Source organism: Desulfosarcina variabilis str. Montpellier (assembly GCF_048565275.1).
Classification (GTDB): Bacteria; Desulfobacterota; Desulfobacteria; order Desulfobacterales; family Desulfosarcinaceae; genus Desulfosarcina; species Desulfosarcina variabilis.
The window spans coordinates 9,512,178-9,535,560 of the sequence record NZ_CP159846.1; the positions used below are offsets into that span (position 1 = coordinate 9,512,178).

The following is a 23,383-nucleotide window of genomic DNA, read 5'->3' on the forward strand; positions in this document are numbered from 1 at the left end:
AAAGGAGCAAAACATGGAATTTTCAAAAATCATCAAAAAAAGTCAGGATGAAGGCAAGGAGAAGCACATTCCGACCATCACCCTCGATAAAGGATGCCATGAAGGCAAGGACATTGTTCGGGTCGTAGTTGGCCACGAGGTGCCGCATCTGCATCCGAATACCCTGGAACACCACATTGCGTGGATCGAACTCTACGGGGTGAAAAAGGACAACGATCAAGTGATCAATCTGGGCCGTGCAACCTGGGCGCCGGTCTATTCAAATCCCAATGTTCGTTTTCAGATCAACCAGATCGGCGATTTCAAGGCGTTCCACGCCTTGGCCTACTGCAACATTCATGGATTATGGGAAAATTCACTGAAGGCATAACCCTTTGAAGGGAGGAAAAAGAACCATGGTTGACAGCACCGAAGTGAGGGTACCGTTGGATGTTCCCAAAAGTGCCAGACATATCTATACAGCAAACTATCTCGGCATGACGAAAGGCAGCGGCCGCTTGATGCTGTTCGCTGGTGATCAGAAGGTCGAGCATCTGAACAACGATTTTTACGGCGACGGCATCCATCCTGACGATGCTGATCCGGAGCACCTGTTCCGGATTGCCGCCGAGGCGAAAATAGGTGTTTTCGCTACGCAGCTGGGAATGATTGCAAGATATGGCATGGATTACCCGCATGTCCCTTATCTGGTGAAACTCAATTCTAAGACCAATCTTGTGAAGACGCAACAAGCCGATCCTTTCAGCAACCAGTGGCTGGATGTTCAGGATGTGGTGACTTTCCGTGACAACAGTGGATTGAAGATCACTGCAGTCGGCTATACGGTCTACTTGGGCAGCGAATTCGAGGCTCAGATGCTGCGCCAGGCCGGACGGATCGTCCATGACGCCCACAAACACGGATTGATCACAGTATTGTGGATTTATCCCCGCGGCAAAGCAGTGGCGGACGAAAAGGACCCTCACCTAATTGCCGGTGCCACGGGAGTGGCTGCATGCCTTGGCAGCGATTTTGTCAAGGTGAACTACCCTAAAAAAGAAGGCCAAGAGTCAAAAGCGCTGTTAAAGGAAGCGGTTCTGGCGGCAGGCCGCACCAAGGTTGTTTGCGCCGGCGGATCGAGTGTGGATGCCAAGGTCTTTCTGCAACGCCTTCATGATCAGATTTTTGTCAGTGGTGCATCGGGAAATGCCACTGGCAGAAACATTCATCAAAAGTCCCTGCAAGAAGCTGTCGCGATGTGCAATGCCATTTACGCCATCACTGTAAACGGTGTGGACGTGAAATCGGCAATCAAGATAATGAAATGAGAAGTTTTCAAAAACGAACAAAGAGAAGATAATGACGAGTTATGGCTTGACTGCTTTCAACAGCCATCATGAGCGTTATGAAGCATGGTTTACGTTCCACGAAGCGGCTTATCTATCCGAAGGGATATGGAAACGGGGGCTTTGTCGCTGTTTTAGCAATGACATCTTCATCGTAGTGAAGAGTCCCCGTTAATGAAACGAAGAAAAACAAGATCATTATCGGTTGATACTTTTAACTGGTATCTTTCAGCGGCATGCCGGAAGGATTAGAATTTATGCCAAGTAAAATCAATCGAAAGGAGCAGCATCAGCGGCAGGATGCAATTATAAAGGAACGACTTAAACGCATAAGCAACAAGATATTGGTCATGAGTGGAAAGGGGGGTGTTGGGAAAAGCAGCATCGCTGCCTATCTGGCAGTAGGTCTGGCCAAACGGGGCTACCGAGTCGGCCTTATGGACGTAGACCTGCATGGTCCCAGCATACCCCGTCTGCTGGGTCTTAAAGGGACAATCGACTCCGCCACCCATGAGGGCAAGGCCCATGCCGTGAAGTATCTTCCGAACATGGAGGTGCTTTCCATCGAGTCGCTCATGCGCTCATCGCCGGTAAGACAGTGATTGAGCACGGCAAGGGGCCGGCTTTCGAGGCACTGCGTCAGATTTGGCAAGTGTTGAGAAAAGAACTTTGATGAAAAAAGACAACATTAGCAACTCGTTTACTATTGTGAGATTCACGATAAGTCTATGGATGGCGGCAACATTCGACAGTTAATCTTGCCGTTTTATGCTTGAACCCAAAAAAGGAGGGACAGCCATGTTTGATCTAACGCCCCACAGAAGGCGAAGCGGAAGGGAATTGGTCAGTTTCAGAGATGAAATCGATAATCTGTTCAACCGTTTTTTTGATATGGATTTTCCGCTTTCCCGTCGGCTTTTCGGTGATAGCGAATGGGCGCCTCGGGTGGATGTGAGTGAGGCCAAGGGCGAGATCACCGTCAAGGCGGAGATTCCAGGCTGTGATGGCAAGGACATTGACGTGAGGCTGGAAGGACGCTTGCTCACCATCAGCGGTGAGAAAAAGGAGGAAAAGGAAGAAAAGGATGAAAAATTCCATCACGTCGAACGAACCTATGGTAGTTTCAGCCGCATGGTCGAATTGCCTGGGGAGGTCGAACCTGATGCGATCGATGCCACCTTCAAAAAAGGCGTTTTGAAGCTGGTGTTCAAAAAGACCCAGACCTCACAGGCGAAGCGGATCGAGATCAAGACCGGATAGCCACCTTCAATCCACTTGTCGGGCAGCACGCCGGCTTCCCTGCCATGCTGCCGACAAGTGGCTTGTTGCTCTCTCATCAAACGGTTAGATAACCGTCACCACCCAAAGGGACGCCATGAACAGAATGAAAAAAAATCCATAGCAATTTGAGGGCCCATGAGCGGTTTACCACCAACGTTGGGGTCATCTGTAGGCCTTATAGCTGTGCGGCACCGTATTCATTTGGCTCAGGACCGGTGCTTTTGCTACCATCCGAGATTGTTTTTATCCTTCAATCCCTCCACGGATCGGGCCTTGATCCCTGCGCTCTGCCTTGCAGGATCGGACAACATTGCGGCGGCCTGCCCATCGGCTTTGATGCGGGTTCCATTCACGATTGTGTCGAGCATTTGGATGCGGCATCCCATCACGGGGCCGGATTCTTGTTCAAACATTTCGATGTCACCGGTTTTCTGTGGGCCATCGACCATCGACCAAGCCATGGCCTTTTATGCACAACCGCGGGAGTGGCCGGCCTGCCAGGTAAAGCGGATCATGACCGAGAGCCTGACGCGCTTCGATCCAGTTATACGTCGCCGCTTAATTTATTCTCCTTCAGCCATTTTTCGAGACCGAACCAATATCTTCATATGCGATAACTTTATTGCGTCCGGCATCCTTCGCAGCGTAGAGTGCTTCATCGGCACGGTTAATATTGTCATAAAGAGAAATTTTAGTCGCCATTTTTACAATACCGAAAGAAGCTGTAATGTTCAATTTTTTGTCACTATCCAAGTCTATCAGTAGCGAGGACAAATCATTCCGCAACCGGTCCACAATTTTCTTGGCCTTGTTCAGCTTCGTATTTGGCAAACATATAAGAAACTCTTCACCACCGTAACGACAAATCGAATCATAGGGGCGTAGTTTACTTTTTAACTCGTATGCAACGTCACGCAACACTCTATCGCCAACCATATGGCCAAAGGTATCATTTATGCTTTTGAAATGATCAAGGTCAACCATGCAGATGCAACATGGTTGGCCAGTACGTGATGATCGTTCATATTCATAGGAGAGAATACGAAAGAACGCCTGACGGTTGAAAACATCTGTCAGAGCATCAAATTCGAGTAGGATTTCACGTAGTTCATCTCTTAACTCAAAAATTTTTTTGGAGAAATCCTGTTCCTTAGCTATGAATAAATCGTAATCTTTGGTGGAAATAGTTCCATAATGTTTTATTTTATCAGCTAATACGAAGGCTCTACTATGCAAGTCGCGATGAATTTGACCAATTAATAAAAAAACCGTATGGTCTTTCAAAATTGGTGAAGACTGACTGTAGTACCATTGACCAAAACCGCATTGTCGGTATGAATCCTTTGAAAAACATATCTTTGCTAATGGCTGATCGAATATCAAGCTACGATGCCAATCATTAAGCCATCTGCGATGTTCGTTGACAGCCTGTTCAAGTACTTGAATAGTAGATTTAATATTTTCAGTAGTAAAACGCATCCGGAATGTGAACTTACCTGAGTTTGTAAGGATTGATCATCAGCACGGGAACCGGTGATTTTTTAACTACTTTTTCCGCAACGATCCCAAAGATCACCTGCTCCAACCCTTTCCGGCCATGTGTTCCCATAATCAACAGTTCTATGCCTTCGGATTCAATGACCTTTAAAGTATCATCGTCAGCATCTCCGGAAACAACCGTTTTTTGAAAATTGGCGCAGCGTTGAAACGGATCCAGGTCGTGTAGAAAAAGGTTTGTAGGCATGTCCGCGCCATTGCACACCGGCATGGGTGGAAACATTTAAGTAGATAGAATATACTTGTTTTGTATACCCATCTTATTTGCAAACCGTTAAGCGTTTTCGGATGCCCGCTACGGGTTTCCATGCGCAAAGCGTGCCAGCCGCCATTGCGGTGTCTGACAAGCCAGTTGTAGATACAGGCCCGACTGAAACCAAGCGTCCTGATGACTTGCTCCGGGCGTTCTCCATCTTGAACCCGTTGAACCGCCCGAATACGGATTTCTTCCATTACCTTGGGATTTATTTTTCTGCCTTCGAGTGTTTTCATGTTCGAATTTATAGCAAAAAGTGAGAATAATGCTAAATATTTATGCACTTATTAGTATGTCGACAATCAACACTAATACGCTATGCAGATACATTTGATGTAATGACTGAAGAGGACGCTCCCTGCTATAGTAATCCCGACGGCATTGAACTCGAAATGGGTGGCGACGATGAATAATGATTTTTTCGTAGTGGATTTAAGGTAGGGAACACTTTTCTTAACGCTGCTCTATATAACGTTACCGGGGTGTTACCGTAACGATACCAGCCGCAAATTTTTAACTTGAAGGCAAAAACTCACTGGGCCAAGGATCCGGACACCGATGATCATCTGCCGACCCCGTTTGGTGGCAACCGAAATTCGGTGATCCATATCAGTGTATGGATGGCTGCAATGTTCGACAGTTGATCTTGCCGTTTTATGCTTGAACCAAAAAAAGGAGGGACAGCCAATTTTCCCACAGCTTCCATCTTTTGGGCTTGAAGCAGTTGGCCTTCAAGGTTTTCTTTTTCTTTTTCAAAACGTTTCGTCTCTGTTAAATCCCTAAATTCAACGACTCTCACATTTTTTCCCTGGTAGGGAATATTTCGGGCTTCCAGGCGAACCGGATAAATCTCGCCGTTTTTACGCACGCCTTTTACTTCGTAAGGCTTTTCATATCCTGTGTTGATATTGTGGATTACTGTTGCTCGCGTATCGTCGGAAATTAGTGATAGCCCGTCCATCCCGATCAGTTCCTGGTATGAATAGCCTGTAATCTCAGACAAGCCATTATTGCATTCAATTATAAGACCTCTGTCATGGATACCAATACCGCCAAAGGAGGCATTGTGCAGTGCTTTGAAGCGCTCCTCGCTTTCTTTGAGTGCCGTCTCGGCTTGTTTGCGCTTTGTGATGTCTCATGTGGTGCCGATAATGCCGGTCGGTGACCCTGTATCGCCACGTATAAACGTGGCATTGACCTCAATCGGAATGATGCTGCCGTCTTTTCGCACGGTGTCGAGCTCTAAAAAGATGGATCGATCCGGATCAACGCCAGGCTCTCCTTCTCTATCCAGTTCTTCTGAAAATATTTGGATCACTTTCTGATACGATTCTGGAGTGAATGTCTCTTCCAATGGCATTTGCAGAGCCTGTTCAGGTGTATAACCGCGTAGCTTCTTTACCGATGGGCTGATATAGGTATATTTTAGATTCATATCAATTGACCAGATGACATCCGTTACATTGTCAGCCAGCATTCGAAAGTTGCGCTCGCTTTCCCTCAAGGCCTTTTCAGCCTGTACACGATCGCTGATGTCGACAAACCCACCGACGATTCCAGCAACCCCTCCGTTCTCGTCGCGGAAAACATTTTTATAATAGATGACAGGCCGAATATCCCCTTGTTTGTCTTTGATTTCATATTCGTAAATTTGTTGCTGCTGATCTTCCAGAAGATCAAGATCATTCTGATGGTATACACGGGCATGATCGCTGGGCCACAGATCGATGACTGTTTTCCCCCGGATATGTTCGTTGGTGACCCCCATGATGTCCGTAAACGCCGTATTGCAGCCCAGGTATCGGCCGTGTGTATCCTTAAAGAATACCGGTGATGGGATAGACGCCAACAACGATTCCGTGTATATGCGGCAAGCTCGACAATCGCCCAGTTTAGTTAACAAAGACGTCCGGGAAAGGATGTTGTCAGCGATTGGAGAATTGCTTGATACTGACAGCTTGCAGATGATTGGCTTTAACCATCCTTTTGGCATTTACGCCCGTTATGCGATTGAGGCCTACAACCGCTGACCATTTTCATCGTACCGGTACCACCCTTGACCGCTCTTTTTGCCAAGATGCCCGGCTCTGACTTTGCGCCGCAAAAGTTGGGGGGGATAATAGCGATCTTCACGGCTTTCCTGGTATATGGATTTCAACGCGTTGTATGAGACGTCGAGCCCCACCACATCTCCGGTTTCAAACGGCCCCATGGGCCGGCCGAACGCCAGCCGGACCCCCTTGTCGATATCTTCCGCCGTGGCCACGCCCTGCTCCAGAAGCTTGATGGCTTCGACATAACTCACCAGGTTGATGCGGTTAAGTAAAAACCCCGGCAGATCGCTTTCCACCCGGATGGGCGCCTTGCCCAATTCCCGCACCACAGCAGCCCCCATCAGCATGGTCTCCTCGGACGTACTCACACCCCTGACCACCTCCACCGCCTGCATCATGGGAACCGGGCTGAAAAAATGGAGCCCCAACACCCTTTCCGGACGCCGGGTAACCGCCCCAAGTTCGGTAATCGGCATCGAGGAGGTGTTGCTGGCCAGGTAAGTGTCCGGTTTGCATATCTCATCCAGGCGTCGAAAAATATCCTGCTTGAGGTTTAGATCTTCGAAAACCGCCTCAACCACAAGGTCCGCGTTTTCGGCCTTTTTCAAATCGCCGGAGAATTGAATCCGTTCAAGAATGGTTTCTCGTGGTTCCTTGAGCCGACCCTTTTCGACAAGCTTGCCTACCGACCAGGCAATGTTCTTTTGCGCCTTTTGCAACGCTTCACGGTTTGTATCACTGAGGATCACGGTCATGCCGGCCTGGGCAAAAACCTGGGCGATCCCGCTGCCCATCAGGCCGGAACCAACAACGAATAGGTTATGGATTTGCATGGATTGCCTCCTTTGCGGCCATGGGGAGCAGGCCCCCTTGGACGCTGTTTTTCCGGCCCTGTTTATTGGCGATAGTTGGAGAAATCGGGCTTTCGTCTTTCCATGAAGGCATTTCTGCCTTCCAGGGATTCATCGGTTCCATAATACAGACTCAAGCCACCAACACCCAGATTGGTGATTCCCGCAACCCCGTCGGTCTCAGCGTGGAAGGCATATTTGAGCATTTTAAGGGCCGTGGGACTTTTCTCCAAAAGGTCCTGACACCATTGGTCGACTTCGCTGTCCAGCTGATCCAGGGGCACTACCGCATTGACCAACCCCATGTCAAGTGCCTCATGGGCCGTGTACAGCCGGCACATATACCAAATTTCCTTCGCCTTCTTCAGTCCGACCGCTCTGACCAGGTCACCGGTTCCATATCCGGGATCGAAGCTGCCGACTTTGGGTCCGGCCTGGCCCAGTTTGGCTGTCTCGGCGGCAATGGACAAATCGCAGACGACCTGAAATACGTGCCCGCCCCCGATGGCGTAACCATTCACCCGGGCGATGACCGGCTTGGGGATGCTCCGGATCAGATGGGATACGGTCTGCCAGCCGACTTCCACGGGCAGGGCCGCAATGGTGCCGGCATACCCGCTTTTATCCCTGATGGACTGATCGCCGCCGGTGCAAAAGGCCTTTTCGCCGGTACCGGTAAACACCACCACCCCAACGGCTGCATCGACCCAGGCATCCGTAAGCGCCTTGTTCAGCTCCAGAAGCGTCAGAGAAGTACAGGCATTGTATTTCTCGGGCCGATTGATGGTGATCCGCGCCACGCCATTTTCTTTATCATAAATGATCTCTTCAAAATTCATTTTGTTTCCTCGTTAAATATGGGCAAGTGTTTAATCGTTTTGGTCTTGAAGTAATCAAAACAAATGCAAAGGGTGATTCATCTACCGATAATACCGATAATTGTAGGGCAAAAAATCTCTCCCAAACAATTCCCGCTGAACCACCAGTTTGGAGACCTGGGAAGTGCCATCGGCAATTTCAATGGCCAGCACATCCCTCAACCGCTGCTCCAGCGGATAATCTTTGGTGTACCCATAATGGCCATGCAGTACGATACAATCCCTGATTGCATTGGTTGAAAAACGGGGGGCCATCCATTTCACCATGCCGGCCTCTTTACTGCTGGAGCGGCCCTGATCTCTCAACCACAGTGCCTTGTAGCACAGCAGCCGCACCGCCTCCAGGAGACTGAAGTGTTCAATGATCGGGAAAGAAACGCCTTCGAAAGTCGCCAGTGGTCGGCCGAAGGCCTCGCGCTGTTTGACATAGTCCAAGGTCTCTTCAAGGGATACAAAGGCGGGAGCCAGGGCTTCCAGGCAGAGCAGGATACGGCTTTGGTCAAACCCCTGCATGGCCAGTTTGAACCCTTTGCCCTCCTGGCCGATCAGATAGGTCTCGGGGATCTGTACATCCTGCAAAAAGAGGGAGCCCCGGACGACGGCGTTGCATCCGAGGTCTTCGTAGGATTGGGTCGACACGCCGGGAAGGTCCATGGGAATGACAAAACAACTGACGCCCCGGGCACCGGCCTCGGGATCGGTCTTGGCGAAAACCAGGGCAAAGTCCGCATCCATGATGGCGGTGATGCCCGATTTCTCTCCATTTAAAACATAGGTGGCGCCCTTCTTCTCAGCCCGTGTTTGAAGGGCGGCGGCATCTGTCCCGCACTCGGGCTCGGTCAGGCAGAAGGCCGGGATCTTTTCACCGGCCAGAAACGGCTCGAGAAATGTATCCTTTGCCTCCTTGTGCCCCTGCTCCAGAAGACCGCCGCAAAGATGATTGGCCACATGGGTTGACATCGAAATACTACAGTCCCCCCGGGAAATCTCCTCGCACACGATCCCCTCGGTGACAAACGACTCGCCCAGCCCCCCATTCTCCTGACTCACCGATACGCCGATGAATCCCAGTTCACCCATTTTTTTGACCAACTCCCGGGGGTACCGTCTCTCCCGGTCCCACTCCTGATACCTTGGCGCCAGTTCTTCCTGGGCGAAGCGGCGCACTTCCTTTTGGATCATCTTTTGGTGTTTGCTGAATTCAAAATCCATGTCAGGACCTCCTGCTTGCGGGTTGTTAACCTATTTATTTTTCATCGTTTAAAAATAAATACGCTGGGTTTCAGAAGGATGAAAAAGCAGAGACTGTGTTTTTTGCTGGTCTGTCAAAATACCATATCTGATATTCATAAATATCATATTTGGTACTTAAACCGATTGTATCCTTGTGTCAAGAAAAAAAATAAGGCGAAACGCCTACTTTAGATGAAAAAAATTTGGAGGAGAATTTGAACGATCTACTGGCACCAAAAGAATGCGAGCTGTGCAGCTTAAAAGAATGGGCGGCCACATGATATGAAATGGAATACTATGCTGCTCAATTATTAGATTGGTATCCCATATCAGCGGAAGCCTTTCGGGCAGCATCGACCACCATTGCGCCATATTTCTCTTTGTCCTTAAGATCAAAATTAAAGATGGAGGCGGATAATCCGATACACCCAACATGCTTTCCTGAGAAGTTAAAGATGGGGGCGGCAATTCTTCTGACACCCTCTCTTAATTCCTGGTCCTCGAATCCAAAACCGCTGGCTTTTGTCTGTATAAGCTCAGCGTCAAGGGCTTCAGGGTCTGTAATGGTATATTTCGTGATGGCAGGCAAGCCTATTTTTTGAATGACTTGGTGTCTTTTTTCTTCGCTCATCAAGGAAAGATAAACCTTTCCGACACTGACCGCATGAAGATAGGGAATGACACTTCCAACGCGGGAATACAGGGCCATGCTCTCGCTTCCGCGTATCTGTTCCAACAGGATCAGTTGATCACGGTCCAATGTCGCCAGTTCAATGGTTTTGCGTGTTTTCGTCGACAGCTCCTTCATGTATTTCCAGGCAGAATTACGCAGATCGTATTTGTCATGGAGCCTATGCCCCAAGTACAAAAATTTCAAACCTAGCCGGTAAAGCCCTCTTTTTCCGGATTTGTCAAGAAAACCTCTTAAGCAAAGGGTGTTGAGGATGCGGATAAGCGACTGGCGTGGAATATCGACGCGATCCATGATGTCGGAAAGCGACATCTCCCTGTCAGACGCGGATATGCATTCGATTACATCAACGGCACGGTCAATTGCCGGAACTGTATTCTTCGTCTCACTCATCACAAAAACCCAATATTAGATTACAAACTTATTAACGGACACCACACCAGAAACTTATATTTACACTATTTGTTATGTCAAAAGTAACCCTATTCATAACGCGGTTTTCCAGAAAGCTCAAGTTGGAGACGCAAAGCTTCCAGGGCGACCGCATTTGGAACCGAATTCTTCAAAAATAGGGTCGCAGGCATGGCCAGCTCCTACAATAAACCGCACATAGCTAAGCAATTGGCGGTTGATAGGAGTGGGCCATGCCCGCGAAAACCATCAAAGCAATCCAAATGCGGTTACCCTGGCAAAGCTTCCGACGTGGATCGAATCTAATTTTATTTAGGAATCGATAGGATACCTCAAAAGGCATTATCCGGAATCTCAACGATTTCTCGTTCCTCGCGCAGGCAAGTGTTGATTCTGGCTATCGTATGGGGCAAGGTGGTGTCCACGAACCAGGTCGCTTGATACACCTTGCCCTTGAAAAAATCATTTTTTCGGCCGTTTTTAGCGGCCCGATCCGATGCAATGACCGCCATATCCATCAGCCGCCAGGCCATGGTCAGGTCGCCGAACGCCAGCAGGGCCGGGTAGGTATACGAGGCCCATTGGAGCGGGTCGGATTTCATTTGTTTGCGCATTTGTTTGGCGCACGACCAGAGCTCGCCGGCGGTTGCCGCTAATTTGCCGACCTGCGCTTTCAACACCGGATGCTCACGGTGGGCGGCACAAAAGCCGTCGATCTCCTCCTGAAAGGCTTTCAGGCAAGCGCCATCTCTGATTCGCATCTTACGTCCCATCAGATCCATGGATTGGATGCCGTTGGTTCCCTCGTACAAGGACATGATTTTGACGTCGCGCAGGTAACGCTCGATGGGATAATCCCGGCAGTATCCGTACCCGCCCAGGCATTGCATGGCCGTTTCACAGACCCGGAACCCCATGTCCGAACAGTATGCTTTCAGAATCGGGGTCATGAAGTCGATCAGATTCTGGTAGCGTGTTTTTTCAGGTCCGGGAGGCAGTCCCTTGGCCAGGTCTTCCCAAAAGGCGGTGGTGTAGACCATTGAGCGCATTCCATCGGAGACCGCCTTCATCCACAGCAGCATGCGCCGAACATCGGGATGATGGATAATGGTAACATCCCCTTCCGATCGACCGGCGATGTCACGGCCCTGCACCCGGTCCTGGACATAGGCCAGGGCATTGCGATAGGCGCTGCCGGCCATGGTCATGCCGCTGACCGCGGAGTTGATACGCGCCCCGTTCATCATCTGGAACATGTGGGCCAGGCCTTTGTTTTCCTCACCGCACAGATAGCCGATGCACGCGTCCCGCCCCCCAAACGTCAGGGCGGCCGTGGGCGCGGCATGCAGGCCGCATTTGTGCTCGATGCCGGTGCAGACCACATCGTTGGGGCCGGCCAGTGTGCCATCGTCGTTCACACGGATCTTGGGGACCACAAAAAGAGAAATCCCGGCCGTGCCCGGCGGTGCGCCTTCAATCCGGGCCAGTACCAGGTGGATGATGTTGTCGGTCAGATCATGTTCTCCCCAGGAGATGAAAATCTTCGACCCCTTGATGCGGAAATGATCGCCTTCCGGGTAGGCCATGGTTTCAAGGACGCCTAAATTGGACCCGGCATTTGGCTCGGTCAGGCACATGGTACCACTCCAGATGCCGTTAAACATCTTGGACACAAAAAGCTGCTTGAGCGACTCGCTGCCGAAACTGTGAATCAACCGGGCCGCGCCGAACGTCAGGCTCGGTGCGCTGTTAAAGGCCTGGCAGGCGCCGTACATCATTTCATTGATCACGATGCGCATCATCAGCGGGAATCCCTGGCCGCCGTAGGCCGGATCACCGACTGCAGCGATCCAGCCATCGTTTCCGTATTGATGGAAGGCATTGCTGAATGCGTCCGGGCAATGCACGATCCCGTTTTCAAACGTTATTGGATTTTCTTCGGCAATGGCATTCAAGGGATCTATAACACCCCTGGCGAAATGAATCGCTTCGTTGACCATAAGGTCGAGGGTTTTCTCGTTCAGATCCGCAAATGGCGCCAGATTGCATAGGTCTGCGTAATTGAGCTGTTCTTTGAGAATGTAGAAAACATCCCTGACATCTATTTTAAAATCAGTCATCTTTTTCTCTTTTCAATTACATTATCCAATATTCGGGAAAAGATCGGTACCAATGATGTTTCTCTGTATTTCCGCCGTCCCCTCATAAATGGACAAAATTCTTGCATCACGATAGTAGCGTTCCACTTTATACTCCTGAAAATATCCATATCCACCAAATACCTGCAAAGCATCGTAGGTGACTTCATTGGCAATGTTGGCGGCATAATATTTTGCCATTGCCGCCGCCCGATGATCACGCTGCCCCTTGTCAAACTTGGATGCCGCTTTGTGAACCAGGTGGCGAGCATTTTCGATTTTCAGGTACATCTCAACGAATTTGTGTTGCATGCTCTGAAAACAGGCAATCGGTTTACCGAACTGTTTCCTTTCTTTAGCATATTGATAGGCAAGATCAAACGCTCCCTGGGCCACCCCCACGGCTTGGGCCGCGATCTCTATCTTGCTCTCTTCAAAGAATCCCATGGCTTGATAGAACCCCTTGCCGGCCTCACCCAAAAGATTTTCCTTGGGCACCTCGAGGTTGTCAAAAACCAATTCAGCGGAACTGGTCAGCCGGATACCCATCTTCTCTCCAAGTTCATTGACCTGAAATCGCTTGCCGATCATATCACGGTCAACAATGATGATGCTCATGCCTTTGTATTTTGGTGAAGCATCCGGATCCGTTTGGCATAGAACCGTATAAAAATCCGCGATCGTCCCATTGGTGATGAATGTTTTATTGCCGGATAGAAAGTAACTTCCATTTTTCTTGGTTGCTACCGTGTTCATTTGGGTAATGTCACTGCCATGGTCCGGTTCGGTCAGGGCAATGGCGGCACCGAACTCGCCTGACGTAATCTTGGAAAGATATCTTTCTTTCTGATCATGATTCCCGTAGCGATAAAGAAATTTACAGGGCAGCGATGCCAGATCGATTGCAAGGCCGATACTGGAGTCCGCTTTACAAAATTCCTCTACGATCATCGCGTTCTCGAGAATGCCCAGTCCATCACCACCATAGGCTTCATCCACATAGGGCGCGACGAATCCCAGTTTTGCGGCTTTTTTATATATTTCTAAAGGAAACTCATGTTTTTTTTCCAATTCATAGGCCAGGTCCGAATCAAATTCTTTGGTGGCGAATTCACGTGCGGCATTGATGATGGCTTTTTGGGATTGATTGAGTTCAAAATTCATATTGTTCCTCCTCATTCGAGATAATTGATACGTTTTATTGAAATTTGTTTTTCGATTTAAAACGATGAGGCTTTTTCGAACAATCCATCCTGCATTTCGATCTTTGCCTGCTGCTTCGCCTTGTAGTGGATTTTTTTACCCGTCGCCGTTAAATACAGTGATTCTACGAATCATCTTTACGGCCGACAATCGTAACGAACTCTTTTTCATTCCACGTCGCCAAATCGCCGATATACAGATAGCCTCGATAATATTTAGCATTTGCCTCTTCTTCCCGGTTGATATAAGCGTAGGAGCATTTTCCCGCCGCTCGGATGATAACTTCGCCAACGGACTCGCCATCTTTGGCAACGGTGTCTTCCGGCTCGGCCAAACGATCCGGATAGACATTCACGACTGCCATGTCATCGTCTGTGCATGAGCGGCCCGCTGAACCGGCCATTTCGGGCAAATCCTGGGGGCGCAGGAACGTGTTCCAGAATGCTTCCGTAGAGCCATACCCATTGAAGATGTTTTTTGTAAGAACCTCCTGGAAATTCATGCAAGCCTGCTTTTCCAATGGGGCGCCCATGGTGACGATACCCTTTAATTTTTCAAGGTTGCGGGGTTTTTTCTGCTGCGATTCGCAAAGGGCCTTCAAGGTAACCGGCGCACCGATCAAAAAGGTCAGGGAATACTTTTCGATATAATCGATTACCATTTGGGGATCGAATGCGCGCAGAACGGCTACTGATGCACCGACGTACAGAGAAGGATTGGGGCCGCCGGCGTATAATCCGCCGCGATGAAACCAGGGTGTCATATTCATGGTCCGATCGAACGGAGACAAGGGAAAGTGCATCAATACATCATGGGCACTTAAGATTTCGTTGATGTTGTTCAGTGGGACGCCTTTGGGCATACCCGTTGTTCCCGATGTGTATAACCTTGTTATTTCGTCGTAAATATGGGTTGGACGAAAGATTTCAGGATCGGTTTCGGGCTTGTCACGGACATATTCTTCATAGCGGATAGAACCGGCAAACGGAACTTTTTTTCCCGAAACATCGACCATCACGACTTTTTCGGGCTTGTGCGTTGCCTTGTTCAAGGCCTTCTCGGCGACATCCTTCAACTCGCTGTCGTAAAAATACACTTTTGGCTTGCTGTCATCGATAATGTAAGCGGTTTCACCATAGGAAAGCCGGAAGTTGATCGGGCAGTTAATGGCGCCAATTTTTTGCGGGGCCAGATATAGAAAAACAAACTCAGCACTGTTGAGAAGCTGGTACATGACAAGGTCCTGCTTTTTAACACCATCTTCCATTAACGCATGGGCAAGCCGGTTGCACTGCGTGTTGACTTGCGGATACGTCCAGGACAGGTCTCTAATCGGGCAGATTAATGCGGTTCTTTCTTCAAAACGGTGCACATTCCTCAAAAATCCATTAAGATAGGTGAAGTCGTTTTGAAAGGTTTCCTTAAACATCGTTGCGTTATAGGTTAATTTTTCCTCCGACATTTTCGTTCTCCTTCTATTAGATTTTCGGTGGATATGCGGCTGCCAACCCTATTCGGAAATTATCGGAGGCGATATTGCCATCCGAAAAATAAACGACGATCATGCAGAAAGGAAAAGACGGAAACGAGGAACTGCAGAGCATTGAACGCTGTCCGGCAGAGAAAAATGAACTTTTAATTTACTGCCGCCATTTAAGTACCATATATGTTATTTATGTGACCATATTTGGTACTTAAATAATATCATGGTACTTGTCAAGGAAAAAAATGTGGGATCACATTTTTTGGGCGTGTGGGGTTAAAAAACAACTGCCTGCAGAAATGGAGGACATTGCCCGCTTTGAATTGTCCCGGTGACCCCGGGCGCCGGGTCAGCAGGAATTGATCCACCGCTTTGCGAATCAGGACGGCTCCTGGCTCCCGGGTGGTTTTTGACAGTTCCCTTAACAAATCCATACTCACTACCGATAGGAGTCTTCAATGAAATCCGCAGTTTTGCCGCTATTCAGTTGCATCATCATATTGGCCGCTTGCTCAACGATCGAAAGACCGCACGAAACACCGGTGGCGTCGGTGTGGTCCAGCGCGAATCCGTCCAGCATCCCTTACGATGTCCGTCGCGAGCAATTCGCAAAAGGCAATCTCGTCACCAACCCCTCTTTCGAGGACGGTCAATTGCTCAAGCGTGGCCCTGACCCCCTTTTCAGGCTCACGGGGTGGGAGACGGTCGGCGACCACATCCAGTGGGTTGACCAAAATTCAGCGTCCAATGCCTCCGATGCGCACCAAAGCGGCCGTCGCTGTATAAACATCACCCGTGACAAAGCCAATGAAATTGACGAGGCAGAGGGCGTCATCAGTAATTACATCCCGGTGATTCCTGGAAACTACGATTTCACGTATCGTGTCCGGTTACAAAACATCGTGAGCAACAAGCGCCGATTGGGAGTCCGACTCTACGATGCAATCGTCGTTAATGTACTATTTTTTGACAAGGACAAACAGCCGTTGAATCCGGCAGGGGTGAATCCTCTCAGCGGCGGCTTGCTCGACAATTCGGACAAGAGCTTTTCATTTTCCAATTTTTGGAGAATTGAAGACTTCCCCTGGGGAAAAGTCAGGGGGCGATCCTACAATTATCCTTTCTCCGAGGGCGATATTCCGGACCAAACCCGCTACGTGCGCCTGTTTTTCGGCCTGAAAGGTACCGGTAGCGTGTGGCTGGACGATATCTATTTCGGTTACTCGAAATGGAATTTTACCGCGTTGGAGCGCTTCACGCCCTTTTTCAATCGCCATTTCACGCTTGCCGAAACACTGATTCCCACGCCCAAACACGTTCGTGAAGTCGACGCGATAACCTATTACCATTCCCACGATCCCATCGCTCATTTGCCTGTCATCGTCCTTCCTGAAAATCCCACCCCAGCGGACCGATCGGCGGCCATTCTCGTGCAAACAAAGCTCGGCGACGTGTTGGCTGAAGCAATTCCCGGCAAAATCGATAATCAGATAAAAATTAAAATATTGGAAAAGGATTACGGAGAAGAAGATCTATCGGCATCACATCTGATCATCAGCATCGGCAAAAATCGCGTCTTTCAAACGGTCCAGCCGGAACTTCCCATGCAGTCCGTCCGCGGCAACGCACAGGGATATGTTCTCAAGGCAGAGCGGTTTGGCGGCGGTCATGTCCTGTTCCTGATGGGGGTCACATCCATCGGTAACTACTATGCCGCCACCACGGCGGTGCAGCTTTTCGAAAAGGATCAGTTTGTCTATCACAATGCCACCGTCGCCGATTATCCGGACTTCTTAGGCCGTTCGTATGTGTTCAACGACTGGCGACGTGAAGATCAGCTGCAACGGGATCTGGGCGCCGTTAATAGAATGAGTTTCTATAAATTGAACAAGGTGTATGTCGGCTACGACCGGGCAAAGAAAAACTGGTATCAGCCCGAGGACCTGTTTCGCCGCGGATTGGCCGAGGCCGGCCGCCAATTCAAAGAAAACGGGGTGATGCATCTTGCCGTGATGGTCAATCCGTATTCCCACTTTCCCATGGAAACCGCGCAAGAAGATTTGAGCGATGCCTTGCGATACACCTGGACCCACAGCAGTCCGGAAAGCCTCGAGACACTGAAGGATGTTTATCGGATTGGACTGGATGCCGGGGCAGACACAATCATGTTGTTGTCCGATGATTTCGTGCCCCACGTCGGAGCGAATCGTCAGAATTATGCGTTGTTCACCGCTGAGGACAGACGCCGTTTCGTCAATCTTCAAAATGCGCAGGCCCATGTCATCAACCAATTGAAAACCTGGCTTGATGCCGAGTACCCGGGAACCCGGTTTGAATTTTGTCCGCCGTGGTATTCCAATGAACATATCGATCGCAGTGATGGAAAGGCGGAATTGTACCTGGAAGAATTGGCATTCCAGATACCTCGTGATGTCGCTATCATATGGACCGGGCCGACCATACGGTCCCTGTCCATCGACATGGTGGACCTGCACCGTTTCAATTCACTGATCGGCAGATGGCCGATGCTCTGGGACAATACCTTGTATGCCAGAAATATCGAAAGGAAACGTTATGGCGGTTATGCCACCTATTATCCCGGCAAGGTAACCCTGTGCAATCTGTTCGAACCCTATGATACCAACATGCCCGGGGACTTCCAGCAATACAGCGACAGCCGCCAAAAGTACACGAACGGCCACGCGTCTACTGAAATATACAAAATCAAGTACGCCACCGTTGCCGATTACGAATGGAACATAGCCGCCTATCATCCGGAGCGTTCCTTGTGGAATGTGTTGAGCCGAACATACGGGCCGGCGGGCGCCGAGCAGTTGATCCGTTTCAGCGATGCCTACTACCATGTTTACGGCATTTGCATGCGGATGGAATCCCAAGGCGATGCAGGCGCCTATCTTGCGATCGGCAAGAAATCGATGGCCAGGCTGGATGACAGCTTTCTGAACCTCTCACAGACATTATCCAAAGATGAAGCACTGTTGAATGAATTGGGACAGTTTCGGGACAGACAGAAAAAACGACTCGATCGGTTGACCCAGGGCGTAAATCCAGAAGGATCCTGACGACCACAATCGGTTGGATCATTTTCAGTAAATTATCAAGGCAGTCCTTTTTAGGTTGCCCATGATGATAAAAATCTATTCGTAATTCTATTTGGAAAATTACGAATAGATTTCCAAATAGAACTTTATAGGCGTTCATATGTCTGAAATATTGAAACAATTCTATTTGAAATAATTCCCAATAGAAATCAAGACAACTCGTACCGGGTCCATCGCCCCTTCCCCAACCACTTGATTGCCCCATTACCAGTCATTTTTTTAAAGTAGGTTAAAATAGACAGGAACAGTGAGGGAAGAAAGATGGAACCTCTCGCATTCTTTGGCCAGAGTGCTTTAGGATCGCTTGCCACGATAACCATAGATGGCAAAAATTATGATATCACCCAAAATTCTCAATCGCAAATCGTTATTTTCCCTTCTTCACAAGACAAATTTTGAATCATATTGTTGGGATTATTGTATCGTATCCCCACTGCTTGCCGATGGGGATTGGGTATTGTCTGTAACGGCGTGGGAGCTTCCAGTGCTTGTGATTTGCCGAATAATCTGCACTTTGATTTGAACTGCCGTTTGCGGGATCTTATGTGCGGCTATTCGAGCTTCCGTTAGTCTTTCCAATTTATAGCATGGTTATGAAGCATGGTTAACAAATCCTGAAAGAAGAAAATTATTACTTGAATATGGTGTTAAACAATCATCATTCTGACCCTTTAACATTGTAATTTGATAATTTCTAAATAATAACTGCTGTGAATAATGGGTTAGGCCAATCGGGTAGCCGGGGGTTTTTCTCCCCCAGCCCCCACAACACCCAGCATGCGGGTCCGCACTGGGCGTTTCACCAAGCTCACCGGACCGTAGTCGGGTAGTGGATGTTCACCCACAGCTCTTTGACAGATAGCAGACCTTGATCCTTAAGCCATTGGTTGGTCATGCCGGTTTGGGTTGCCAACGTTCGGGATAGATGCCAGGGACCTTTCCGACTGAGCGCCGTCAGGATCGCGACTCTCTTGTAGGTTCCAAGTTTGAGAAGATTGCTGACTTTCGTACGGGCGTAGCGCCACTGTTTCCAGAAACACATACGTAGCCGCCTTCTTAGCCAGTGATCGATTTCCGGGATTGGACGGTAATACTCCGATATGCCGTAGTAGTTCATCCAGCCCCGGAGATACTGCGCCAACTTCTCGAGTCGGTACTCCATGGAGACGAACCAACTTCGGCCGGTCAATTTCCGTAGGCGGTGCTTGAACGTTTTGAACGACTTGTCCGACCAGCGGATTTTCTTGCCTTTGAAAGTGAAGCCAAGGAAAGTAGCTTGATCGGTGGGGGCAACCTTGCTTTTGGTCATGTTGACCTTGAGTTTCAACTTACGTTCGATAAAGCGCTTGATGCTGGCCATTACTCGTTCTGCGGCACTCCGGCTTTCCACGAAAATGAGAAAGTCGTCGGCGTAACGAACAAAGCGATGACTTCGGCGTTCAAGTTCCTTATCCAGATCGTCAAGGACAATGTTGGCCAAAAGCGGTGATAACGGTCCTCCTTGCGGCACCCCTTCCGGGGTTTGCTGGAGACGCCCGTTTTCCATCACTCCGGCACGCAGGTACTTGCCGATCAGTTTCAGGACACGTTTATCGCGGACCTTCCGGGCCACTCGGTGCATGAGAACGTCGTGGTTGACCGTATCGAAGGAAACCACGACACACTACCCACCTCGACGGTTTTCCTCAAAGTGTAGAAATAATACGCAACCGACACCCATTGCAAGGACAATCCCTGCAAGTTCTCGGATGGACACACCGAGATGGAAAATTAAATTTGACACTGGTTCTGCCAGACGGGAGCCGATCGCTCATTCCGGCCGATTGGACTGATCTGAATGAAGGCAACTCCACAGCGACTATCCGCCTTCCGGCATCTAATTTGATTGCCACTACAAGCCACTTGCTCCATACACGCAATATAGTGGATGCTCTTCTTTGTAAGCTCAATTCTTCAAAACAAGAATCGAAAAAAGCTTCAAAGGAGGGCCGCAATCATGCCAAGACAAATGCAACTTTGGGCCACCCCAAAAGAATCGCCTCAGTCTCAGAAAATTTGGAGAAACCTCGAACATCAGCTTCAAAAAGACGTCATCGCCGCTCTGGCAAACCTGATTTGCAAAATGGTTCTTTCACAAGACGCAAATCAGAGTCAGGAGGAAAGCCATGAGCGATAGCAGAAAAGTAACATCAACCCACTTGCAACGATGCGCATACGTGTATGTACGTCAATCAACAGCCGCTCAGGTTGAATATAACCGAGAGTCTACCGATCGACAATATAAGTTGGTCGACCGAGCCATTGGTTTGGGTTGGCCCAAGCAACAGGTAACGGTTATAGATGACGATCTTGCTCAATCCGGATCCAGTACGATACAGCGCAGTGGATTTACAACAATGACCGCAGAGGTTGCCTTAGGCCAGGTTGGACTGATTCTTTCCATCGAGGTCTCCAGGGTAGCCCGCAACAACGCGGATTGGTATCGACTGCTTGATTTGTGTAGTGTCACCGACACGCTGATTGGTGATGAGGACGGCTTGTACCATCCGGGGCTTTTCAATGATCGACTGCTACTTGGATTGAAAGGAACCATGGCCGAGGCCGAACTGCATGTGATACGTGCCAGGCTCGAAGGAGGCATTCGCAATAAGGCAGCCCGTGGTGAATTGCGCCGTGGGCTACCAGTCGGTTTTATCTGGGGTGAACAGGATGGTGAAGTCCTAATGCATCCAGACCAGGCAGTCACCGGAGCTATTCGTACTGTTTTTGAAAAATTTGCTCAGATAGGGTCAGTCCGCCAAGTATGGCTTTGGTTCCAATCCAACCAACTGAATTTCCCACTGCAAACAACCACTTTGCCAGAGATAACATGGGTTGCGGCCAGTTACCACGCCATTCACTCGGTCTTAACGAATCCGGTCTATGCAGGCGTTTATGCTTATGGTAAAACAAAACAAGAATCCTTCGTGGATGAATTCGGGCAGGTAAAAAAACGAGTCAAGCGTTTGCCTCAAAAACAATGGGCGGTATTGATCCAGGATCACCATAAAGGATTTATCGACTGGGAGACCTACGAGATGATTCAGGCTCGAATTGCCAAAAACACCAGACCTGTTGAACATCAAGCCACAGGAGCTGTTCGAGAAGGTGCGGCGCTGCTGCAAGGTCTCGCCACCTGTGGCAAATGCGGTCGTCGGCTCAGAGTTTACTACCAAGGGAAGTATTCTACTCCCGGATATTATTGCGCTGCGAGTCAAGCCATGGAAGGTCGGGCTCGTTATTGTATGCGTGTCGGTGGTGTCAAAATCGATGAAGCAGTAGGCAATGCTTTCCTTGAGGCCATCACTCCTGCCGCAATGAAAGCGGCGTTGCTTGCCGAGAAAAACATTGCAGCGGATTATGACGCTGCTCTTGAACAATGGCGTCTGCAAGTTGAACGAACCAGGTACGAGGCTGATCGTGCACAACGTCGCTATCATGCAGTAGAGCCAGAAAATCGTCTTGTGGCTCGCACATTAGAGACACAGTGGGAATTATCTCTAAGCGATCTCAAAGATGCAGAGAGAGAACTTGAGCGGCGTCAAAAGCAAAGACCTGGAAAATTAACACCTGAGCAGCGCAACAGCATTCTTAGTTTGGGTAAGGATCTCAAACGCGTTTGGCAAGCACCCACGACAACTGATCGCGATAGAAAAGAGCTGCTTCATATTCTTCTTGAAGAAGTAAACATCTCTTTAAAACGAAAAGAGAACAAAGCTCATTTGATCCTGCGATGGAAAACAGGCAATATCTGTGAGCACGAAGTAAATTTGCAATATAAAAACGTTCCCCCTCTCCGGACTGATCAAGACACTATCGAGCTTGTGCGCCGTCTTGCCGCGCACTATCCTGATGCAGTTATTACCGGCATACTCAATCGGCAAGGTAGAAAGACCGCTCGCGGTGATCGGTTCACCGCAAACAAGGTCGGAAATTTACGCCGGTATTGGAAAATCCCCCGATTCGATGCTTCGACGGTTCCCACCGATGGAAAATTGGTAACGATCACAAAGGCGGCCGAAATACTCGGCATTGCTGCTTCAACAGTCCATCGCTGGCTTGCTGACGGTTTCATCGCCGGTGAACAGATCACAGCAGGAGCACCCTGGCAAATTCGCATGACTGATGATCTGCGGTCTCGCTTTATCGAAAAAGCCCCCGAGGGATACGTGACGATGAAGGAAGCCAAAAGCATTCTCGGTGTTTCACGGCAAACGGTGTTGCAACATGTAAAGCGCGGGGAGCTAAAAGCCGTTCATGTTCGTCGCGGCAAACAAATTGGCTTATATATTAAAGTGTTAAGCAAACAGATAGGTCTCTTTTAATCCTTTCATAAAAAGGGGGGCATTATGGCGAGGGCTCCAAAAACTTTTCAAGGTCCATGTCCACGACCCATCGGCACCCCGCTTTTATGTATTCGCGGGCCTGATATACAGCGTCGTGGGCGGACCGGCCGGGCCGGAACCCGTAGCTGTAATCGGAGAAGCCTGGATCGAAGATCGGCGTTAATACCTGTGCAATGGCTTGTTGGATCACCCGGTCCAGCACACTCGGCACGGTCAAAGGTAAAAGCACTTCACAACAGCGAGCCTTCGGGATGCGCTAAAATTAAACATCCATTTCATCCTCTTCTCGATCAACAATTTCCTATATTAAAAACCAGAATCGTTTCGGGCTGTCAAACCCTGATCCTGCAGGGGGCAGCTAACGGAACATTTGCCGTCCCTATTGAATGGACCGATCAGAATAGTAGCTTCAGCCCTGATCATCATCAACAAGAAAATTTGATACTTGATTTCCGGGGCCTTTTGGCGCTGAACGATTTCCTCAAAAAACTTGATATCTCTATTAAATAATTGAC

Annotated in this window: 23 protein-coding genes; 8 read left to right on the forward strand and 15 right to left on the reverse strand. The window is 49.1% G+C overall.

All coding sequences use genetic code 11. From position 1 onward, the window contains the following. Window positions 1-13 precede the first annotated feature (13 nt). The 4 genes from Dvar_RS42695 (at window position 14) to Dvar_RS42710 (ending at window position 2,585) form a co-directional block, all read left to right on the forward strand. On the forward strand, window positions 14-370 hold the full coding sequence (locus Dvar_RS42695) for a desulfoferrodoxin family protein (protein ID WP_419659565.1): 357 nt from the start codon (window positions 14-16) through the stop codon (window positions 368-370). 25 nt (window positions 371-395) lie between these two features. Continuing rightward, window positions 396-1,307, forward strand: coding sequence for a hypothetical protein (locus tag Dvar_RS42700; RefSeq protein WP_419659566.1), 912 nt, complete (start codon window positions 396-398; stop codon window positions 1,305-1,307). Window positions 1,308-1,582: 275 nt separating this feature from the next. Continuing rightward, window positions 1,583-1,927, forward strand: coding sequence for a P-loop NTPase (locus tag Dvar_RS42705; RefSeq protein ID WP_419659567.1), 345 nt, complete (start codon window positions 1,583-1,585; stop codon window positions 1,925-1,927). A gap of 196 nt (window positions 1,928-2,123) precedes the next feature. Continuing rightward, complete coding sequence (locus Dvar_RS42710) at window positions 2,124-2,585, forward strand: Hsp20/alpha crystallin family protein (RefSeq protein WP_419659568.1); 462 nt, start codon at window positions 2,124-2,126, stop codon at window positions 2,583-2,585. A 245-nt stretch (window positions 2,586-2,830) separates the two neighbouring features. Here the strand turns inward: Dvar_RS42710 and Dvar_RS42715 are convergent, their stop codons facing one another. The 13 genes from Dvar_RS42715 to Dvar_RS42775 form a co-directional block, all read right to left on the reverse strand. Then, window positions 2,831-3,019 (reverse strand): hypothetical protein, encoded by a 189-nt coding sequence (locus tag Dvar_RS42715; RefSeq protein WP_419659569.1) that lies wholly within the window; start codon window positions 3,017-3,019, stop codon window positions 2,831-2,833. Between the two features lie 160 nt (window positions 3,020-3,179). Further along, the gene (locus Dvar_RS42720) at window positions 3,180-4,085 is read right to left on the reverse strand and encodes a diguanylate cyclase (protein ID WP_419659570.1); all 906 of its coding nucleotides are present in this window, start codon (window positions 4,083-4,085) and stop codon (window positions 3,180-3,182) included. 13 nt (window positions 4,086-4,098) lie between these two features. Further along, a complete protein-coding gene (locus Dvar_RS42725; protein WP_419659571.1) occupies window positions 4,099-4,350 on the reverse strand; it encodes a universal stress protein in 252 nt (83 codons plus the stop codon). Beyond that, window positions 4,251-4,655, reverse strand: coding sequence for a helix-turn-helix domain-containing protein (locus Dvar_RS42730; protein WP_419664240.1), 405 nt, complete (start codon window positions 4,653-4,655; stop codon window positions 4,251-4,253). The genes Dvar_RS42725 and Dvar_RS42730 overlap by 100 nt, the downstream gene beginning before the upstream one ends. A gap of 326 nt (window positions 4,656-4,981) precedes the next feature. Further along, entirely contained in the window at window positions 4,982-5,551 is a 570-nt protein-coding gene (locus Dvar_RS42735; protein WP_419664241.1) for a PAS domain S-box protein, read from the reverse strand. A gap of 3 nt (window positions 5,552-5,554) precedes the next feature. Continuing rightward, on the reverse strand, window positions 5,555-6,268 hold the full coding sequence (locus Dvar_RS42740) for a PAS domain-containing protein (protein WP_419659572.1): 714 nt from the start codon (window positions 6,266-6,268) through the stop codon (window positions 5,555-5,557). Between the two features lie 168 nt (window positions 6,269-6,436). After that, window positions 6,437-7,306, reverse strand: coding sequence for a 3-hydroxyacyl-CoA dehydrogenase family protein (locus tag Dvar_RS42745; RefSeq protein ID WP_419659573.1), 870 nt, complete (start codon window positions 7,304-7,306; stop codon window positions 6,437-6,439). Between the two features lie 62 nt (window positions 7,307-7,368). Further along, on the reverse strand, window positions 7,369-8,163 hold the full coding sequence (locus Dvar_RS42750) for an enoyl-CoA hydratase-related protein (RefSeq protein ID WP_419659574.1): 795 nt from the start codon (window positions 8,161-8,163) through the stop codon (window positions 7,369-7,371). An 81-nt stretch (window positions 8,164-8,244) separates the two neighbouring features. After that, window positions 8,245-9,414, reverse strand: coding sequence for an acyl-CoA dehydrogenase family protein (locus tag Dvar_RS42755; RefSeq protein ID WP_419659575.1), 1,170 nt, complete (start codon window positions 9,412-9,414; stop codon window positions 8,245-8,247). A 325-nt stretch (window positions 9,415-9,739) separates the two neighbouring features. Next, window positions 9,740-10,519: an IclR family transcriptional regulator gene (locus tag Dvar_RS42760; RefSeq protein ID WP_419659576.1), complete on the reverse strand. Its 780-nt coding sequence runs from the start codon at window positions 10,517-10,519 to the stop codon at window positions 9,740-9,742. A gap of 350 nt (window positions 10,520-10,869) precedes the next feature. Next, on the reverse strand, window positions 10,870-12,657 hold the full coding sequence (locus tag Dvar_RS42765; RefSeq protein ID WP_419659577.1) for an acyl-CoA dehydrogenase: 1,788 nt from the start codon (window positions 12,655-12,657) through the stop codon (window positions 10,870-10,872). Between the two features lie 21 nt (window positions 12,658-12,678). Beyond that, window positions 12,679-13,839, reverse strand: coding sequence for an acyl-CoA dehydrogenase family protein (locus tag Dvar_RS42770; RefSeq protein WP_419659578.1), 1,161 nt, complete (start codon window positions 13,837-13,839; stop codon window positions 12,679-12,681). A gap of 163 nt (window positions 13,840-14,002) precedes the next feature. Further along, window positions 14,003-15,340, reverse strand: a complete 1,338-nt coding sequence (locus Dvar_RS42775; protein WP_419659579.1) for a class I adenylate-forming enzyme family protein — start codon at window positions 15,338-15,340, stop codon at window positions 14,003-14,005. A 479-nt stretch (window positions 15,341-15,819) separates the two neighbouring features. On the opposite strand from Dvar_RS42775, the gene Dvar_RS42780 reads away from it, so the two are divergent. Further along, on the forward strand, window positions 15,820-18,444 hold the full coding sequence (locus Dvar_RS42780) for a beta-N-acetylglucosaminidase domain-containing protein (RefSeq protein WP_419659580.1): 2,625 nt from the start codon (window positions 15,820-15,822) through the stop codon (window positions 18,442-18,444). An 847-nt stretch (window positions 18,445-19,291) separates the two neighbouring features. Here the strand turns inward: Dvar_RS42780 and Dvar_RS42785 are convergent. Further along, window positions 19,292-20,140, reverse strand: a complete 849-nt coding sequence (locus tag Dvar_RS42785; RefSeq protein WP_419659581.1) for a reverse transcriptase domain-containing protein — start codon at window positions 20,138-20,140, stop codon at window positions 19,292-19,294. 339 nt (window positions 20,141-20,479) lie between these two features. On the opposite strand from Dvar_RS42785, the gene Dvar_RS42790 reads away from it, so the two are divergent. Together Dvar_RS42790 and Dvar_RS42795 are read left to right on the forward strand one after the other, a co-directional pair. Continuing rightward, window positions 20,480-20,659: a hypothetical protein gene (locus tag Dvar_RS42790; protein WP_419656365.1), complete on the forward strand. Its 180-nt coding sequence runs from the start codon at window positions 20,480-20,482 to the stop codon at window positions 20,657-20,659. Next, window positions 20,649-22,847, forward strand: a complete 2,199-nt coding sequence (locus tag Dvar_RS42795; RefSeq protein ID WP_419656366.1) for a recombinase family protein — start codon at window positions 20,649-20,651, stop codon at window positions 22,845-22,847. Before Dvar_RS42790 ends, Dvar_RS42795 begins: the two co-directional genes overlap by 11 nt. Window positions 22,848-22,869: 22 nt before the next feature. Here the strand turns inward: Dvar_RS42795 and Dvar_RS42800 are convergent, their stop codons facing one another. Beyond that, window positions 22,870-23,097, reverse strand: coding sequence for a reverse transcriptase domain-containing protein (locus Dvar_RS42800; protein ID WP_419657329.1), 228 nt, complete (start codon window positions 23,095-23,097; stop codon window positions 22,870-22,872). Between Dvar_RS42800 and Dvar_RS42805 the strand changes: the two genes are divergently transcribed. Further along, window positions 23,037-23,378, forward strand: a complete 342-nt coding sequence (locus tag Dvar_RS42805; RefSeq protein ID WP_419657330.1) for a DUF5372 family protein — start codon at window positions 23,037-23,039, stop codon at window positions 23,376-23,378. The two genes, Dvar_RS42800 and Dvar_RS42805, sit on opposite strands and share 61 nt — an antisense overlap. The last annotated feature ends 5 nt before the right edge of the window (window positions 23,379-23,383 follow it).

What these genes read in the sequence shown, in the direction of transcription:
- Dvar_RS42695 (WP_419659565.1), top strand. Translation starts at nt 14, where the DNA reads ATGGAATTTTCAAAAATCATCAAAAAAAGTCAGGATGAAGGCAAGGAG.
- Dvar_RS42700 (WP_419659566.1), top strand. Translation starts at nt 396, where the DNA reads ATGGTTGACAGCACCGAAGTGAGGGTACCGTTGGATGTTCCCAAAAGT.
- Dvar_RS42705 (WP_419659567.1), top strand. Translation starts at nt 1,583, where the DNA reads ATGCCAAGTAAAATCAATCGAAAGGAGCAGCATCAGCGGCAGGATGCA.
- Dvar_RS42710 (WP_419659568.1), top strand. Translation starts at nt 2,124, where the DNA reads ATGTTTGATCTAACGCCCCACAGAAGGCGAAGCGGAAGGGAATTGGTC.
- Dvar_RS42715 (WP_419659569.1), bottom strand. Translation starts at nt 3,019, where the DNA reads ATGTTTGAACAAGAATCCGGCCCCGTGATGGGATGCCGCATCCAAATG.
- Dvar_RS42720 (WP_419659570.1), bottom strand. Translation starts at nt 4,085, where the DNA reads ATGCGTTTTACTACTGAAAATATTAAATCTACTATTCAAGTACTTGAA.
- Dvar_RS42725 (WP_419659571.1), bottom strand. Translation starts at nt 4,350, where the DNA reads ATGCCTACAAACCTTTTTCTACACGACCTGGATCCGTTTCAACGCTGC.
- Dvar_RS42730 (WP_419664240.1), bottom strand. Translation starts at nt 4,655, where the DNA reads ATGAAAACACTCGAAGGCAGAAAAATAAATCCCAAGGTAATGGAAGAA.
- Dvar_RS42745 (WP_419659573.1), bottom strand. Translation starts at nt 7,306, where the DNA reads ATGCAAATCCATAACCTATTCGTTGTTGGTTCCGGCCTGATGGGCAGC.
- Dvar_RS42750 (WP_419659574.1), bottom strand. Translation starts at nt 8,163, where the DNA reads ATGAATTTTGAAGAGATCATTTATGATAAAGAAAATGGCGTGGCGCGG.
- Dvar_RS42755 (WP_419659575.1), bottom strand. Translation starts at nt 9,414, where the DNA reads ATGGATTTTGAATTCAGCAAACACCAAAAGATGATCCAAAAGGAAGTG.
- Dvar_RS42760 (WP_419659576.1), bottom strand. Translation starts at nt 10,519, where the DNA reads ATGAGTGAGACGAAGAATACAGTTCCGGCAATTGACCGTGCCGTTGAT.
- Dvar_RS42765 (WP_419659577.1), bottom strand. Translation starts at nt 12,657, where the DNA reads ATGACTGATTTTAAAATAGATGTCAGGGATGTTTTCTACATTCTCAAA.
- Dvar_RS42770 (WP_419659578.1), bottom strand. Translation starts at nt 13,839, where the DNA reads ATGAATTTTGAACTCAATCAATCCCAAAAAGCCATCATCAATGCCGCA.
- Dvar_RS42775 (WP_419659579.1), bottom strand. Translation starts at nt 15,340, where the DNA reads ATGTCGGAGGAAAAATTAACCTATAACGCAACGATGTTTAAGGAAACC.
- Dvar_RS42780 (WP_419659580.1), top strand. Translation starts at nt 15,820, where the DNA reads ATGAAATCCGCAGTTTTGCCGCTATTCAGTTGCATCATCATATTGGCC.
- Dvar_RS42790 (WP_419656365.1), top strand. Translation starts at nt 20,480, where the DNA reads ATGCCAAGACAAATGCAACTTTGGGCCACCCCAAAAGAATCGCCTCAG.
- Dvar_RS42795 (WP_419656366.1), top strand. Translation starts at nt 20,649, where the DNA reads ATGAGCGATAGCAGAAAAGTAACATCAACCCACTTGCAACGATGCGCA.